The organism is Halobacterium jilantaiense (assembly GCF_900110535.1).
Lineage (GTDB): Archaea > Halobacteriota > Halobacteria > Halobacteriales > Halobacteriaceae > Halobacterium > Halobacterium jilantaiense.
Window position 1 is genome coordinate 1,790,466 of record NZ_FOJA01000001.1, and the last position, 16,564, is coordinate 1,807,029.

Consider the following 16,564-nt stretch of genomic DNA (forward strand, 5'->3'; position numbering starts at 1 on the left):
CAGTTACGAGAAGTCGTGGGTCCGCAGGTACTCCTGGGTGTCCATGTACTCCTCGCGGTGGCGGTGACACCGACTCACTCGGTCCGTGCCGCCGACCTGGTGTTGCTCGGGCTGCTCTCCCTCACAGACGCTCCCGAACTCGTCGCGGAGCGTCTCCTGGGCGGACTCCAGGTCGTCGCGTTCGACGTACTCGACGGCCTCGTCGACCGTCTGGCGGACGTCACTCGGCGTGTTCAGGTCGCCGAACGCGTCCTCGACGACCTCCTCGACGTCCATCCCCTTCGTCTCCATTCCGAGGAGTTCCCGAACGCGCTCGCCGGCCGACTTCGTCACGTCGCTGCGCTCGCGGAGCACCTCCCGGAACACCTCGACGGCCTCCCAGACGTCGTCGTCGAGGTCCTCGTACTTCTCCGGCCGAATCTTGAACGGACACCGCGTGCTGAACACGCAGCCAGCCGGCGGGTCCCGCGGGCTCGGCGGCGTCCCACGCAGCGTGATTCGGCTCTTCTCCTGGCTCGGGTCGGGCTCCGGAATCGCCGACAGCAGCGAGTTCGTGTACGGGTTCGCCGGATCGTCGAAGATTGCGTCGACCGGTCCGATCTCCATGATCTTCCCGAGATACATCACGGCGACGCGGTCACAGATGTGCTCGACGACGGAGAGGTCGTGCGCGATCATCAGGTACGTCAGCCCGAACTCGTCCTGCAGGTCGTCCAGGAGGTTCAGGATTTTCGCCTGCACGGAGACGTCCAGCGCACTCACGGGCTCGTCAAGCACCAGGAAGTCCGGCTCCAGCGCGAGCGCGCGAGCGATGCCGACGCGCTGCTTCTGGCCGCCGGAGAACTGGAACGGATACCGGTAGTAGTGCTCCTCGGCGAGCCCAACGATCTCCAGCAGCGCTCGCACGCGCTCGCGGCGCTTCTGCGGCGTCTTCCAGCCGTGGACGTTCAACGGCTCCATGATGATCTCCCCGACGGTCATCCGGGTGTTCAGGCTGGAGTCGGGGTCCTGGAACACCATCTGGACGTTCTGCCGCCACTCCTTGAGTTCCTTCCCGGACAGCGTCGTGATGTCCGTTCCGTCGTAGCGGACGTCGCCGGCGGTCGCGGTCTCCAGTTGCATCAGCGTCCGGCCGAGCGTCGACTTCCCGCAGCCGGACTCCCCGACCAGTCCCAGGGTTTCCCCCCGGCGCACGTCGAAGTTCACGTCGTCGACGGCCTTCACGGGCTTCCCGCTGAACATGCCGTCGCCGCCGTAGTACGTCTTCAGACCGTCTATCTCGACGAGCGTCTCGCCCGTCTGCGTCCCAACTGTCGCGTCCTCGCGTCGCTCCTGGTAGAGTGTCGTCATTCGGGCACCTCCTGTTCGGTTGCGTCCTCACGCGACCGGTGTAGCTCCACGGCTTCGCTCTGATTGACGTCCTCGGGGTACAGCAGGCAGGCGGCCTCGTGGTCGTCGGTCTCGTCGTCGACCTCGACGGGCACTGGGTGCACCTGTTCGCAGTCGTCGAACGCCTTCGGACACCGCGGAGCGAACCGGCAGTACGTCGCCGGTTCGTTCGGCGTCGGAACCTCGCCCTCGATGGTCGTCAGCTCCGACCCTCGCTCGTTCCGGCTCGGGATCGACTCCAGCAGCCCCTGCGTGTAGGGGTGTTTCGGGTTCGAGAACAGCTCGTCGACGGGCGCTTTCTCCACGACCTCGCCCGCGTACATCACGTTCACGCGGTCGGCCACCTCGGCGATGACGCCCATGTCGTGCGTGATGAACATGATGCCGAGATTCTTCTCCTCTTTCAGTTCGTGCAGGAGGTCGAGAATCTGGGCCTGGATGGTGACGTCCAGCGCCGTCGTCGGCTCGTCGCAGATGAGCAGGTCCGGGTCGCAGGCCAGCGCCACCGCGATGACGGCGCGCTGACGCATCCCCCCGGAGAACTCGTGAGGGTACTCCTCGATGCGGCGCGGCGCGTCCGGGATGCCGACGTCTTCCAGCAGCTCGATGGCCTTCTGGGTCGCCTCCCGGCCACGCATCCCCTGGTGGAGTCGCAGCGACTCCTTGATCTGGTTCCCGACGGTGTAGACGGGGTTCAGCGACGACAGCGGGTCTTGGAACACCATCGCGATTTCACCGCCGCGAATCTGTTGCCACTCCTTCTCGGTGTTGCCGACGAGCTCCCGTCCCTTGTACTGGATGGAGCCACCGACGATGCGGCCCGGCGAGTCGACGAGCCCCATGATGGACCGGGCGGTCACGGACTTCCCGGAGCCGGACTCGCCGACGATGCCGACGGACTCACCACGGTCGATTTCGAAGCTTACGCCGTCCACGGCGCGAATCGTCTCCTTGTCGGTGAAGAACGCGGTCTGGAGGTTGTCGACGGAGAGCAGTGCCTCCTCGTCGACGCGGCTGTCGGGTGCGTACTGACTGTCGCTCATCACGCACCACCCCCTGCGGCCGCGGCTTCACCAGCCGAGTCGTCGCTCGAACTCTGCGGGTCGATCGCGTCACGGATGCCGTCACCGAGCGCGTTGAACCCGAGGACGATGAGCGTAATCATCACACCGGGGAACACGGAGATGTGCCAGGAATCAGTGGTGATGAAGCTCTGCCCACCAGCGATTGCGCGACCGAGCTCCGGCGTCGGCGCGGTCACGCCCAGGCCGAGGTACGCTAGGCCGGCGGAGCCGATGATGTAGCCGCCGAGGCTCATCGAGAGGTAGATGAGCAGGTAGCCGATGACGTACGGAGCCACGTGTTTCTTCACGATGCTCCACGGCCGGTCACCGAAGCCTTTCGCGGCGGTCACCCACTCGTTCTCGACAATCTGGAACGAGGGGCCGCGGATGGCGCGCCACAGCCCCATCCATCCCCAGATACCGAACAGGAACGCGAGGATGAACGCACCGCTGTAGATGTCTGATATCCAGTGGTCCTGTAGTACTGTAACCAACATGATGAGCACCAGTAGCCGTGGCATCGCGGAGAACGCGTCGCTGGTCAACACGGCCGCGAGGTCGACCAGCCCCTTGTAGTACGATGTCAGTAGCGCCAGCGACAGCGCGATGCCGCCAGCGAGCGCGGACGCGAATATCCCGATGAACAGCGAGATTCGCGCCCCGAACGCCATGAACGTGAACAGGTCTTTTCCGGTCGTCAGTGTCCCGACCGGGTGGAACCGATCGAATTTGTCGTACGACCACACGCCGAAGTTCTGCCGGTCGCCCTTCGACTTCGCCGCGACGTTTGCGGTACCGACCGTCGTCGTCTGGACTTCGCCGGCGTCGTCGTTGTAGTACTCGATCTGGTTGCCGTACGGGTTGGTCAGGTTCTGGGACTCCGTTGTCGGACTCACCACGGGCGCGAACAGCGCCATGACGAGGAATGCGGCGACGAGGACCAGACCGAATCGGCCCCAGTTGTGGCTGCGGAACCGGTCGACCATGTCGTCGCCGGGGGTCCAGTCGGCGTACCGGTAGTGCCGCCGGAACGTCATGTAGCCGCGCCACGCCCAGTACAGCGTCACCGCGGCGTAGGCGTAGACGAGCGTGAGTCGAACGAGCCACGCGTACGCGGGCTCCAGACCGAGGAACGTTCCCTGCCAGCCTTCGCCCGGAACGTGGTAGCCCTGATTCGGAACCAATCCACGTTCGAGCAGCGTCGGCACGCTGGCGAGTGCGTTCCCGATGTCCGCGAACACGCCAGCGACGCCCGTGATGACGCCGCCGATAGCTGCGGGCAGGATGTCGGCGACGCCGTTGACCGGCACCCCCCACGGAATGGACATGATTGCGCTCCAGATGGCACCGAACTCCAGCAGTACCAGAAACGCCATGACGGCTCCCCAGCGGGCGGCCGGGCCGGGGTTCTCTTTCACTCGCGCGACAATGCTGTCGTTTTTGTTCTCACTCACTGACATTGTTCACTCACTCTCGAAGCCGACGCGGGGGTCGACAATTGTGTACAGGAAGTCCTGGAGGATGTTCAGCCCGACGATGAGCAGGATAATGAGGTACATCATCGCGACGGCCAGCGGGAGGTCACCGCGTGTCATCGCGCTGAAGAATAGGAACCCGATTCCATTGATACCGAAGACGTTCTCGATGAGAACGGACCCACCGACGAGTACGCCAGCCTCGGCGGTGATGACGGGAATCAGCGGGATGAGGGCGTTCCGGAAGATGTGCTTCCAGACGATGCTACGCCCCGGCACGCCTTTCGCCCGCGCCATCTCGACGTAGTTGGAGTTCTTGGCTTCGAGGAACGCCGTCCGTCCGATGCGCATCTCGTTGCCCATCGACGCGGACCCGAGCACGAGCGCGCCCGGGAGCACGACTTTCACCGCCGCGATGAAGTTCATCGGCTGGAGGAGGTTGTCCATGTCCGGCGTCCCCGCCACGTTCGTGGACACGATCCAGTTCTGCCAGTCGAAGCCGAACAGGAAGGTCTCCGACTTGGACAGCACCAGCAACATGAGGACCGCGAGCCAGAAGTTCGGCATTGCACGCCAGACGATACCGGTGAACGACGCCGTGTAGTCACCCAGCGTGTTCGGCCGCAGTCCCGCGTAGAAGCCGAGCGGGATACCGACGAACAGCGGGAGGATGACTGCGAGCGCCCCCATCAGCACGGTCCGGGGCGCGTACGAGAGGATGACCTCGTTCGCAGGAACGTCGGGTCGAATGACCCACGACTCTCCGAGGTCGAAGGTGAACATGTCCACCATAAACCTGAAGTACTGCTCCCAGAGCGGCTGATTCAGCCCCAGTGACCGTTCGAGGTTTGCAATCTGCTCCGAGGTTGCTTGCATTCCCAGGATTGCCGCCGCCGGGTCTATCGGCCCGGCGTAGATGATTAAGAACGTCAGTGACGTACCGAAAATTATCACTGGGATCGACAGTACGAGTCGTTTCGCGAAGTATGTCCACCGGCTCATATGTGCGTGCCTCGGGTTGTGCGACTGGTTTGCATTCTTCTCTGTCTCATATTCGCGTTTAGGTCTTGCGCTTCGGAGGGTTCGGGGCGCGTTGAGGGCGTTCGTACCGAAATACGACTACGTCGTTGCCGCGTTCGAAAAAACGGGGGACGGTTCGGTCGGCTCGCCGACTGATTCGATTACTCGTACTCGCCGCGGTCGCCGATGCCGATGCTGTTGGACTTCGAGCGAGAACTGTCCATCGCACCGACGCGCGGGGAGTCGACCCACGGATAGTCGTAGAACTGCGCTATCTGGTGGATCATCGGGATGTAGATGGCGTCCTCTTTGATTGCTTCCTCCATCATCTGGCCGCCTTCCGCGCGTCCTTCCTTCTGACCGGAACCGTAGTTGTCCTGAATCTTCGCCCAGCCGTCCTTGGCCTTCTGAGCCGCAGTCGCGTTGTCGCCCCGCCAGTTAGTGTAGCCGACCTGCTCGCCTTTCGAGGTGTTCGTCGCCGGCGGGTACGCGAGATTCAGGAAGTTGTCGGCACCCGGATAGTCGGCAATCCAGCCGAGGAAGAACATGTCGAAGTTACCCTGCCGTCCGGTGTTGAGGAACGCGTTCCAGTCAGCGGACTGCAGTTCGATGTCGATGTACGCTTCGGTGAGCTGGTCGCGCAGCAGCGTGAACAGGTCGCTGCCCCACGACGACGCCGTACTCGACGACATGTTGAACGTCATGGAGAAGCGGTTGTCTGGCCCGTATCCTGCCTCCTCCATGACTTCGATCGACTTCTGGAGCTGCGGCCCTGTCTGGTAGCCGTACTCGTACTCCTTTGCGCGGCTCGTGTACTCGGACGGGCCACCCGGGAAGATGGACGGCGGCGTAAAGTGATACGCCTGCTTTGCGGGCCGCGGGTAAACCTCATTGACGAACTGCTGCTGGCTGAACGTATATCCAACGGCCTTGCGGACCGCTTTCGGGACGTTCAGGGCGTTGAACCCGAGGTAGAACGTCGACAGCGTTGCGACCTCGTAGTACTGTGCGGTCATGCCGTTCTCCTCCATCGGCCCGTAGGTACCGTAGCGGCGGCCACGGTCGTCGGTGCCCTCGAAGTTCCGGAGGTCGGGGTCGTACTGGGCAGACGGGAAGACCGGAGAGTCGGCGTTGACGTTGACGGTCGCGTACGTGTACCGCGGGTTGGTCTCGTTGAAGATGGCCTTGTCGATGCCGGCGTTCCGCGGCTCCTTGCCGTGGTAGTCGTCGCGGGCGTCGAGCTTGACCTCGGAGGACTGCTCCCAGCTAGCGAGGACGTACGGGCCGGCACCGACCGGCTCCTCGGTCGCGAACTTCCGGTATTCCATCTGACCCTCGTAGTCATCGATGTCGCCGACAATGCCCTCCGGCACAGCGGAGAACGACGTGTACGCGAGCAGGCTCGTCGCCCCGTAGAACGGCTCTTCGAGCTCGATGCGGAGCGTGTAGTCGTCCTCGGCTTCGACGGCGAGCGTGCCGGGCTTGTAGACCTCGACCTCCTCTTCTTCGCCGTCGTCGTTCTCCCGAGTGTCCGTCATCGTCTCGTGTGCGACGCCGAGCGAGTTCAGGATGAATGTCTTGCGGCGGGAGTTGTCGGAGGCGGCGAGCCGTTCGAAGGAGTAGACGAAGTCCTGTGCGGTGACTTCGTCGCCATTGCTGTACAGGGCACCCTCCTTGAGCGTGAACGTCAGCACTGCGCCGTTGTCCTCGGTTTCGAGGCTCTTCGCGAGGAGATTCTCGACGTTGGTCTGACCGTTCGGGTAGTTAGTCAGGGTGTCGAAGATGTTCTGAATGTTCGCGCCGGACGTCGAGTCCGTCGCCTTGATCGGGTCGAGGGTGTCCATCGTCCCGCCGTTGAGCGAGCGCACGCGCTTGCTCGTGTCGACTTCTCCCTCGCCCATTCCGTCGTCGTCGTCGCTGTCGCCGGGCGCGGTGGTTTCGGAGTCATCGCCGTCTCCGTCGCCAGTACATCCAGCCAGGGCGGCTGCGGTCGCAGCGGCACCAGTTCCCTGCAGGAACCGACGCCGGGAGAGGTTGTCAGTATCTGTCATCCACCCTCGGATTACTAATCTATAGTGATAAACTTACCGCTTCTTTAGGGTAGAATCCACTCGGTTTTCGGGGTACGGGGCCGCTCTCCACCGCCGTCTCGCACAACGCGGTAGCATGCACCACGGTATTGCCTCCACGCGCGGTCCGACGAACTTAAGTACTGGTTGTCACATTGTGTCACACGTCATGTCGACTGACGCCGCCAACCCGGCACACTGCGGGACCGACGTGATGGCCTCACTGGACGACGATGGCCCCGAGTCCCGACTCGTCATCGCGGACATCTCCACGGACGACGCGTGGATGTCCGTAACGGAAGCCGACGCCACGCCGCTCTCGGCGTGGCGGTAAGGACGGCGCAGCCGACCCCAACGCGAGGACTTTTCCTCACCCACCCCGTTGGTCGCCCCATGAACGTCCGCGAAGTCACGGGCGACCGCGAGTTCGTCGTCAGCCTCGACCACGGCGCGGAGTGGCGCGGGGAACTCGAGACGCTGGCCGCCGACGAGGGCCTCGACGCCGCCTGGTTCGTCGGAATGGGGGCAGTTCAGGACGCCGAACTCTGGTACTACGATCAGGACGACTTCGAGTACAAGTCCGCCGAGTTCGACGAGCCACTCGAGGTCGCCACTTGCGTCGGCAACATCTCCGACCTAGACGGCGAGCCGTTCGCACACACGCACGTAACACTGTCTAGACGGTCCGGTCAGGCGCTCGCCGGCCACCTGGAGCGCGCCACCGTCTTCGCCGGCGAGGTGTACGTCCGGGAACTCGACACCGAACTCGTCCGCGAGCACGACCCGACGACCGACCTCGACCTCTGGCTGTAATGCGGCCGGAAGACGAACGCTACTTCGCGTCTCTGGAGGCGGGTCTCGACGACGCATTCGATGTCGCAGAGCGCGCCAAGCGGCGCGGCGAAGACCCCGAGCCCGAGGTCGAGATTCCGGTCGCGAAGGACATGGCCGACCGCGTCGAGAACATCCTCGGCATCGACGGGGTCGCCGAGCGCGTCCGCGACCTGGAGGGCGAGATGAGCCGCGAGGAGGCCGCGCTGGAACTCGTCGAGGACTTCGTCGAGGGCCGGGTCGGCGACTACGAGACGAAGGCCGGGAAAGTCGAGGGCGCGGTCCGGACGGCCGTCGCGCTGCTGACGGAGGGCGTGGTCGCGGCACCCATCGAGGGGATCGACCGCGTCGAGGTCAACGCCAACGACGACGGCAGCGAGTACGTCGCCGTCTACTACGCGGGTCCGATTCGGTCCGCTGGCGGGACCGCGCAGGCGCTCTCCGTGCTCGTCGCCGACTACGCTCGGTCCCTCCTCGACATCGACGAGTTCGCGCCCCGCGACGACGAGGTCGAGCGGTACGCCGAGGAGGTCGCGCTCTACGACTCCGAGACCGGCCTCCAGTACTCGCCGAAGGACAAGGAGACGAAGTTCATCACGGAGCACTGTCCGGTGATGCTGGACGGGGAGGCGACCGGCAACGAGGAAGTCGACGGCTTCCGAGACCTCGAGCGAATCGAGACCAACTCCCCGCGGGGCGGCATGTGTCTCGTGCTCGCGGAGGGCATCGCGCTGAAGGCACCGAAGATTCAGCGCTACACCCGGAACCTCGACGAGGTCGAGTGGCCGTGGCTTCAGGACCTCATCGACGGCACTATCGGAGAAGACGATAGCGACGACGCCGACGAGGCGGAGGCAGCAGACGCCGCGAGCGACGACGGTGACGGCGAAGTCGAGGCAGTCGACGACGAGCCCGACGGTCCGCCGCGCGTGGACGCCTCGGAGAAGTTCCTCCGCGACCTCATCGCCGGCCGTCCGGTGTTCGGCCACCCGTCGAAGGAGGGGGGGTTCCGGCTGCGGTACGGTCGCGCCCGGAACCACGGGAACGCGACGGCGGGCGTCCACCCGGCGACGATGCACCTGCTGGACGACTTCCTCGCGACCGGCACCCAGATCAAGACCGAACTCCCGGGGAAGGCGGCGGGGGTCGTCCCCGTCGACTCCATCGAGGGGCCGACCGTGAAGCTCGCGAACGGCGACGTTCGGCACATCGAGGACCCAGCTGAGGCTCTCGAAGTCAGGAACGGCGTCGAGGAGATTCTGGACGTCGGCGAGTACCTCGTGAACTACGGCGAGTTCGTCGAGAACAACCACGAACTCGCGCCCGCGTCCTACGCTCCCGAGTGGTGGGTGCAGGACATCGAGGCCGCCGGTGCAGACGTGCAGGCGCTCCGGGACTCGCCGTACGTCGACCTCGAGAACCCGGACGCCGAGCAGGCCATCGAGTGGGCGACCGAGTACGACGCCCCGCTGCACCCCGCGTACACGTACCTCTGGCACGACCTCGACGTCGAGCACTTCGAGGTGCTGGCCGACGCCGTCGCCGATGCCGACAGAGAGGGCGACGAACTCGTCCTCGACCGAACCGAGGCCGTCCGCGAATCACTGGAGGCCCTGCTCGTCACACACCACCAGGACGACGACGCCCTCCGGGTGGACGACTGGTTGCCGCTCGCGCGTTCGCTCGGCGTCACCGAGTCTCTCGAAAAAGCGTGGGACGACCTCTCCGCGGACGCCCGCGACTGGCCGAACGCGCTCCGCGCCGTCAACGAGGTCGCGCCGTTCGAGGTTCAGGAGCGCGCCCCCACCCGCATCGGCAATCGCATGGGCCGCCCCGAGAAGTCCGAGTCCCGCGACCTCTCGCCGGCCGTCCACACCCTTTTCCCCATCGGGGAGGCCGGCGGCAGTCAGCGCGACGTCGGCGACGCCGCCCGGTACGCGCCCGACATGGCCGACACCCCGGGCGAGATTCCCGTCCGGCTCGGGGACCGCGTCTGTCCGGACTGCGGCGAGCACACGTACGACGCCCGGTGCCCCGACTGCGGCGAGTGGACCGACCCCTACTACGAGTGCGAGGACTGCGGTGTCGAAGCCGAACCCGACGAGTCCGGGCGGGTCGAGTGTCCGCGCTGCGAGCGCGAACTGGACAACGTCACCACGCAGGTCGTCGACGTCGGCGACGAATACCGCAGCGCCCTTCAGGCCGTCGGCGAGCGCGAGAACGCCTTCGACCAGCTCAAGGGCGTTCAGGGACTGATGTCCGCGGAGAAAGTCCCCGAACCGATGGAGAAAGGCGTCCTCCGCGCCAAACACGGCGTCACCGCGTTCAAGGACGGTACCGTCCGCTACGACATGACCGACCTCCCGGTCACCGCGGTCAAACCGAGCGAACTCGACGTCACCGCCGACCACTTCCGAGAACTCGGCTACACCGAGGACGTCCACGGCGACCCCCTCGAACACGACGACCAGGTCGTCGAACTCCGCGTGCAGGACGTCGTGCTCTCGGACGGGGCGGCCGAACACATGCTCAAGACCGCTGACTTCGTCGACGACCTTCTCACCCAGTACTACGGCCTCGACGCCTTCTACGAAGTCGAGGAGCGCGACGACCTCGTCGGCGAACTCGTCTTCGGGATGGCACCCCACACTTCCGCCGCCGTCGTCGGCAGAGTCATCGGATTCACGTCGGCGTCCGTCGGGTACGCACACCCGTACTTTCACGCCGCGAAACGCCGGAACTGCTTCCATCCTGAGACGAAGGTCTGGTTCGAGGACGAGGATGACCAGTGGTACTACGAGCGCATTGAAGCACTGGTCGAGGACCGTCTCGACCCCGAGACGGCTGAGGAAGACGTTCCTCGGACAGAGTCCGGTGCAGCCCATCAGAAATCTTCGATTTCTGAGGACGACTTCGGGACGCTCGTGCAGGAACTCGACGGCGACGTGCTCGTCCCCTCGGTGACCGAGGACGGTGAAGAGACGCTCCAGCGTGTCGAAGCCGTCTCGAAACACCGCGCTCCGGACCACCTCGTCGAAATCGAAACGAAGAGCGGACGGGAACTGACGGTGACACCCGACCACTCCATGCGGCGGTGGACCGGTGACAGTATCGAGCGCGTCGAAGCCCGGGAACTGACGGCGAGTGACGCCGTCCCTGCACCGAAGCAGATTCCCGTCGAGGGCGAGACGGCGACGTTCGACCTGCTCGCCGAGTTCCTCGATGCAGACGCGATTCCGAACGACGACCTGATGGTCCGCGGAATCGGCGAATCCGGACTCAAGCAGCTACTCGACGACGCGACGGACGCGGACAGCTACCTGAAGTCAGTCGCCGAGCGGCTCGACGTGAGTCAGTCGACGGTGTACAACTGGGTGTCCCGCGACAGCATCCCCGCGAGTGTCCTGCTCGAACTGTTCGACCGCGCGACGGCCATCGACCGTACTCCGGACGACGTGCTGCTCGGTGTTCGCCGCGACACCGCCTCGGTTTCCCGCCAATTCGAGGTCGACGAAACTGTCGGCACGATGCTCGGATACTACGCCGCTGAGGGGTTCACTCGGCGGGAAGTCGGGTCGTTCTACCAGACGACCATCTGCACGCCGGACGACGCACCCCGCGCCGAGATTATCGACGTCTTCGACGACGTACTGAACGTCGAGGCGTTCGAGGAGAACGAGTGGAAAGTCACGGTCTCCAGCCGACTCGTCGCGACACTGTTCTCGGACGTCCTCGACGCTGGCAGTCGCGCGGAGACGAAGCGAGTCCCCAACTGTGTCATGTCCGCGCCAGACCCCGTCGTGCGAGCGTTCCTCGCCGCGTACTTCTCCGGGGACGGCAGCGCATCGAGCGACCGCGTCGAAATCCGCGCTCATACGGTGAGCGACGACCTGCAGTCCGACCTCGTTGCGGCGCTCAAACGATTCGGAATTGCGACGAAGGTCTACCGCGAGGAACGCACCCCGAAGACGGGCGCTGTCGCCGAATTCTACGACGACGAGCGGTCGTTCGAAACGTGGGTTCTCAAGGTCACGTCGCAGAACGCCGTTCGGTTCGACGCCCGTGTCGGCTTCCATCTCGACAGGAAATCCGAGACCCTCTCGAACGCGCTGGATAGAATCGACACGCGCTCCCAGCGCCTCCTCGGCGACGGCGGTGACGTGTGGGTCGACGAAGTCGTGTCCGTCGAGACTGTCCAGTCCGGCGTCGAGCACACGTACTCCCTGACCGTCGAGGAGACCAACACGCTCGTCGCGAACGACCTGTTCACTGGCCAGTGCGACGGGGACGAGGACTGCGTGATGCTCCTGATGGACGGCCTCGTGAACTTCTCGAAGTCGTTCCTGCCGGACAAGCGCGGCGGTCGGATGGACGCGCCGCTGGTGATGTCCTCGCGCATCGACCCGAGCGAGATCGACGACGAGGCGCACAACGTGGACATCGACCGCGAATACCCGCGCGAGTTCTACGAGGCGACCCGAGAACTGGCGGACCCCGAGGACGTCGAGGACCTCGTGACCATCGCCGAGGCCACGCTGGAGACCGACGAGGAGTACACTGGATTCGGGCACACGCACGACACATCGAACATCCACCTCGGACCGGAGCTGTCAGCGTACAAGACGCTCGGGTCGATGATGGACAAGATGGACGCCCAACTGGAGCTCTCCCGGAAGCTCCGGGCGGTAGACGAGACGGACGTCGCCGAGCGCGTCATCGAGTACCACTTCCTCCCGGACCTCATCGGGAACCTCCGGGCGTTCAGCCGGCAGGAGACGCGGTGTCTGGACTGCGGGGAGAAGTACCGCCGGATGCCGCTCACCGGGGACTGCCGGGAGTGTGGCGGCCGCGTGAACCTCACTGTCCACCAGGGTTCGGTGAACAAGTACATGGACACCGCCATCCAGGTCGCGGAGGACTACGACTGCCGGGAGTACACGAAACAGCGCCTCGAAATCATGGACCGCCGGCTGTCCTCTATCTTCGAGAACGACAAGAACAAACAGTCAGGGATTGCGGATTTCATGTAGCGACGGCTCGTAGACGCTCCTGCTCGCTGCAGTCCGCTGTTCTACTTTGCCTGCTGTACCGTGCATTCGGTGGCTGCACTGCATCCAGCGACCGTCCGGATGCTGGTCCGGTCGGCACCCTGACGAGGTTCGCTGAATCGCTATCTGGTTTATGGTCATTGGCCCAGTCGCCACTCGATGTCGCGGCCACGAGCAGCAACTGCCACTGCTCGCCAACCAGTTGTCGTTCGCAGCCCACTGCTGTCCTGCGGTTCCGGTACGGCGGCGACTGGGTTTATGCGGGCTCGTGACGAACGAGTTGCCATGACCGACGACCCACCGGCACTCGGCCTCGGCGCGACCGTGTACAGCGACGACGGCGAACCGCTCGGTACCGTCCGCGGGTTCGACGGCGACGGTTTCTACGTCACTACTCGGGAGGGAATCGAGTCGCTGTCCGTCGAACACGAGCGCTCGGGCCACGAGTTCGGCGAAGTCGAACTCATGTGGCGTTGCGCGGAGTGCGGCGAAATGGGTGCGCTCCGGGACTCGTTCCCCGAGGAGTGCCCGAGCTGCGGGACAGAGAAAGAAGACATCTACTACTGGACGGAAGACTGAGCCGGACGGACCGACCTAGAAGGGGGCCTGCGGGCCTTCGTCGTCGCCGGACTCCTCGCCGTCTTCTTCGCCGGGGAACGACGGGCTCATACCGCTGCTTCCGCCGCCCATGCCGGTGTCGGCGTGAACGGTGTCGATTTCGGGAATCTCCTTGGTCATCCGGGACTTAATGGCCTGAATCGTCATCGGAGAGATACCGCACCCCGAGCAGGCACCGCCGAGCTGGAGGTCGACGACGCCGTTCTCGCGGTCGATGTTCTGAATCGCGGCCGTGCCGCCGTGCATCTGAATCTGGGGGAAGTTCCGACGGAGGAAGTTGTTGACGCGCTCCTCCAGGTCGCTCCCGTCCTGGCTCTCTGTGCTCATGTCCCCGGGTTGGCGCTCACCCTGCTTAGGCCTTTTCGTCCCCCGCGTCACCGACCTCGAACTGGTCGCGGAGGTGCGCGCGGATGCGTTCGACGTGTTCGTCGAGCGCCTCCTGCCCGTACTCCTCGTCGAAGTCGACGCCGCTGATTCGCCCCAGCGGGTCCTCGGGGAGGTCGACCGTGAACTCGCCGTCCTCGTAGTGAGGCTCGCTCTCGGAGAGCACCATCTGGTCGATTGCGTGGACGAGGTCTCGGTCGTACTTGCCGTTCACGTCGTCGAACGCCCGCTTGTACGCGGTTTCGAGCTTCGGGAAGTAGTCGACGTACTTCTGCTCCTCGAACTCTTCGGCCGTCAGCTCGCTCATTGCCGGCGATTGGACGCCGCTGGACAAGTGCCCGTCGGTCGGTGACTGGCCCCATTAGCTAATTCTATATCGCAGCATGCGGTTTATAGATGGTGCGGTGGGCTGTTTGTCGCTCGCTGCACGTCGGCTCGATTCAGGGGCTGGACCGGCGATACAGCTCGAAATCTGTGGGTTGACGGCCTGGAGTCTCTCAGTCAGCGAACCACTGGTCAGTGTGGCGGCTCATCACGCCGTCTCGCGGACGCGGGACTCTCGACCGATTGCGTCAGGTACTCGCTGGCCACCGCACCCGTGCCACCGAGCCTTCGTCACTCTCGCCGGACTTCAGTGAGATGCTCGCAACGAAGACACACACTAGGCCGCACTGGGCCGTGAACTGCCAGCGGCTGGCACCGCCGCTCGTCCCAGACATCACCAACCAGTTTCAGGGCTCCTTCGATACACCGGCAGCCGATTGACAGACTCGCCGACCGGGCTCCCGCGGAGCCAGCTCGCCGGAACACCGGAGTGACCGATTCGACCGACCGCAACCGCCGCTTGACCCCGCCGGCGCTGTTCGCTCCGCCCGGTGTAGCCGCCGGTGACGCTCTAGTTCTGGTGGTGAATCTCCGCCTGCTTGCTCCAGAAACCGTCTCCCGGACGTGTTCTGCACGGCTCTGTACCTCGCCCTCCATTTCGGCTGGTCGCACCTATCTCTCGCCAATAAACCACATACCACGATACAGAATAAGGGGTGGCCGCGGTACGCCGAGCTTCCCGCGTCCCTGCCAGCGAACGCTTTTGTGGACACCGCTGGAGGTGTGGGTGTGACTGAACTGCCGGCCGTCCTCGACGGCCACAACGACAGCCTGCTCGCGCTCCGACGGGCGAGCGCCGACCCGTCGGTGTTCCGGGACGGCCACGCAGGGGGCGACCTCGACCTGCCGCGGGCCCGCGAGGGCGGTCTCGCAGCCGGTCTGTTTGCGATCTTCGTCCCCTCCGAGGACCGCTTCGGCCCGGAGCGCGCTCGCAGCGACACGGCCGACGGCTACCGCATCGAGCGCCCGCCCCCGCTGTCCCCGGCAGCGGCCCGCCGCGTCACCGACGACCTGATCGGGGTGTTCGACGCAATCACGGGATTCGACGGCGTCCGAAAGTGCACGACGGTCGACGACCTCCGGGCCTGCGTCGACGGCGACGAACTCGGTGCCGTCCTCCACTTCGAGGGCTCGGAGGCCATCGCGCCGGACCTCTCGAACTTCGAGGCGTACTACGACCGCGGACTGCGGTCGCTCGGCCCGGCGTGGTCGCGGCCGACGCAGTTCGCCGACGGCGTGCCGTTCCGGTACCCGAGCGGCCCGGACTGCGCGGACGGACTCACCGACGCGGGCCGCCGGCTGGTCGAGCGTTGTGACGACCGCGGCGTGCTCGTGGACTGCGCGCACCTCGCCAGCGAGGGGTTCTGGGATGTCCACGAGGTGTCGACGAACCCGCTGGTCGTCTCGCACGCGGCGGCTCACGGCGTCTGTCCGCTCTCCCGGAACCTCACCGACGACCAACTGGACGCTGTCGCCGACACGGGCGGCGTCGTCGGCCTGACGTTCGCCGCGAACGCACTCCGGCCGGACGGCGAGAACGACCCGGAGGTCCCGTTGTCGGTGGTCGTCGAACACGTCGACTACCTCGTCGACAGGATGGGCGTCGACCACGTCGCGCTCGGCTCCGACTTCGACGGCGCGACCGTCGTGGATTCCATCGGTGACGCCGCCGGACTCCCGACCCTGTTCACTGCGCTCCGGGATGCGGGCTACTCGCAGCGCGACCTGCGGAAGCTCGCCCACGAGAACTGGCTGCGCGTGCTCGACGCGGTCTGGGCGTCGTAGTCAGTCGTCCCGACGCACGTACACGGTCTTCTCCACTTCGGCGTGGCACTCGCCGTCGCCGTCGACCAGTTCCACGTCGTAGACGCGGTCGGTCGACTCGCCGGGCCCGAGGTCCCGGAGCGCGGCGACCTCGTCGTTGGGCAGGTGGACGTCGGCGTACAGCGTCGACTCGCCGGGCTTCCGGAAGCGCACGTCGGCGGCCTTGTCCCAGACGGTGAAGTCGTCGCCGAGCCGGTGGCGCAGCAACACCACGTAGATGGGGTCGACGGCACCGTAGATGCTGCCGCCGAAGGTCACGCCCATCGGGTTCTTCGTCCGCCAGTTGTGCGGGAGTTTCACGCGGATGCGCGAGAAGTCGTTCGCCAGTGAGACGACCCGCGCGCCCGTCGTCCAGTACGAGGGGTAGTAGGAGAACCCGAGCCGGTAGAGTTCGGTTCGCAGGTCGGAGAGCGTCGGCAGCACGGCCCGGGGTTGGCGGTCGGCCGGAATAGGCGTTC

General features: G+C 65.2%; 13 protein-coding genes. 5 read left to right on the forward strand and 8 right to left on the reverse strand.

Annotated elements, in window-relative coordinates:
* Positions 1–3 precede the first annotated feature (3 nt).
* The 5 genes from BMW35_RS09190 to BMW35_RS09210 form a co-directional block, all read right to left on the reverse strand.
* Complete coding sequence (locus BMW35_RS09190; RefSeq protein WP_089669098.1) at positions 4–1,350, reverse strand: ABC transporter ATP-binding protein; 1,347 nt, start codon at positions 1,348–1,350, stop codon at positions 4–6.
* Positions 1,347–2,432 carry an ABC transporter ATP-binding protein gene (locus BMW35_RS09195; protein ID WP_089669100.1) on the reverse strand — a complete coding sequence of 362 codons (1,086 nt, stop codon included), beginning with the start codon at positions 2,430–2,432 and terminating at the stop codon, positions 1,347–1,349. Before BMW35_RS09195 ends, BMW35_RS09190 begins: the two co-directional genes overlap by 4 nt.
* A complete protein-coding gene (locus BMW35_RS09200) occupies positions 2,432–3,913 on the reverse strand; it encodes an ABC transporter permease (protein ID WP_177170811.1) in 1,482 nt (493 codons plus the stop codon). Before BMW35_RS09200 ends, BMW35_RS09195 begins: the two co-directional genes overlap by 1 nt.
* A 3-nt stretch (positions 3,914–3,916) precedes the next feature.
* Positions 3,917–4,930 carry an ABC transporter permease gene (locus tag BMW35_RS09205; RefSeq protein ID WP_089669104.1) on the reverse strand — a complete coding sequence of 338 codons (1,014 nt, stop codon included), beginning with the start codon at positions 4,928–4,930 and terminating at the stop codon, positions 3,917–3,919.
* Positions 4,931–5,109: 179 nt separating this feature from the next.
* Entirely contained in the window at positions 5,110–6,999 is a 1,890-nt protein-coding gene (locus BMW35_RS09210; RefSeq protein WP_089669106.1) for an ABC transporter substrate-binding protein, read from the reverse strand.
* Positions 7,000–7,186: 187 nt separating this feature from the next.
* Between BMW35_RS09210 and BMW35_RS15620 the strand changes: the two genes are divergently transcribed.
* The 4 genes from BMW35_RS15620 to BMW35_RS09225 all read left to right on the forward strand — a co-directional run bounded on the left by BMW35_RS15620 (position 7,187) and on the right by BMW35_RS09225 (position 13,475).
* A complete protein-coding gene (locus tag BMW35_RS15620) occupies positions 7,187–7,351 on the forward strand; it encodes a DUF7556 family protein (RefSeq protein WP_177170812.1) in 165 nt (54 codons plus the stop codon).
* Positions 7,352–7,410: 59 nt separating this feature from the next.
* Positions 7,411–7,830 carry a PPC domain-containing DNA-binding protein gene (locus tag BMW35_RS09215; RefSeq protein WP_089669108.1) on the forward strand — a complete coding sequence of 140 codons (420 nt, stop codon included), beginning with the start codon at positions 7,411–7,413 and terminating at the stop codon, positions 7,828–7,830.
* Positions 7,830–12,878: a DNA polymerase II large subunit gene (gene polC, locus BMW35_RS09220; RefSeq protein WP_089669110.1), complete on the forward strand. Its 5,049-nt coding sequence runs from the start codon at positions 7,830–7,832 to the stop codon at positions 12,876–12,878. Before BMW35_RS09215 ends, polC begins: the two co-directional genes overlap by 1 nt.
* A 303-nt stretch (positions 12,879–13,181) precedes the next feature.
* Entirely contained in the window at positions 13,182–13,475 is a 294-nt protein-coding gene (locus BMW35_RS09225) for a DUF7130 family rubredoxin-like protein (RefSeq protein ID WP_089669112.1), read from the forward strand.
* A 15-nt stretch (positions 13,476–13,490) separates the two neighbouring features.
* On the opposite strand, the gene BMW35_RS09230 is transcribed toward BMW35_RS09225, so the two are convergent.
* Together BMW35_RS09230 and BMW35_RS09235 are read right to left on the reverse strand one after the other, a co-directional pair.
* Complete coding sequence (locus BMW35_RS09230) at positions 13,491–13,841, reverse strand: NifU family protein (protein ID WP_089669113.1); 351 nt, start codon at positions 13,839–13,841, stop codon at positions 13,491–13,493.
* Between the two features lie 25 nt (positions 13,842–13,866).
* Positions 13,867–14,205, reverse strand: a complete 339-nt coding sequence (locus BMW35_RS09235; protein ID WP_089669115.1) for a DUF5783 family protein — start codon at positions 14,203–14,205, stop codon at positions 13,867–13,869.
* Positions 14,206–15,011: 806 nt separating this feature from the next.
* On the opposite strand from BMW35_RS09235, the gene BMW35_RS09240 reads away from it, so the two are divergent.
* Positions 15,012–16,067 (forward strand): dipeptidase, encoded by a 1,056-nt coding sequence (locus BMW35_RS09240; RefSeq protein WP_089669117.1) that lies wholly within the window; start codon positions 15,012–15,014, stop codon positions 16,065–16,067.
* Here BMW35_RS09240 and BMW35_RS09245 read toward each other — a convergent pair whose 3' ends face one another.
* Positions 16,068–16,529 carry a DUF4442 domain-containing protein gene (locus BMW35_RS09245; RefSeq protein ID WP_218138600.1) on the reverse strand — a complete coding sequence of 154 codons (462 nt, stop codon included), beginning with the start codon at positions 16,527–16,529 and terminating at the stop codon, positions 16,068–16,070.
* Positions 16,530–16,564 lie beyond the last annotated feature (35 nt).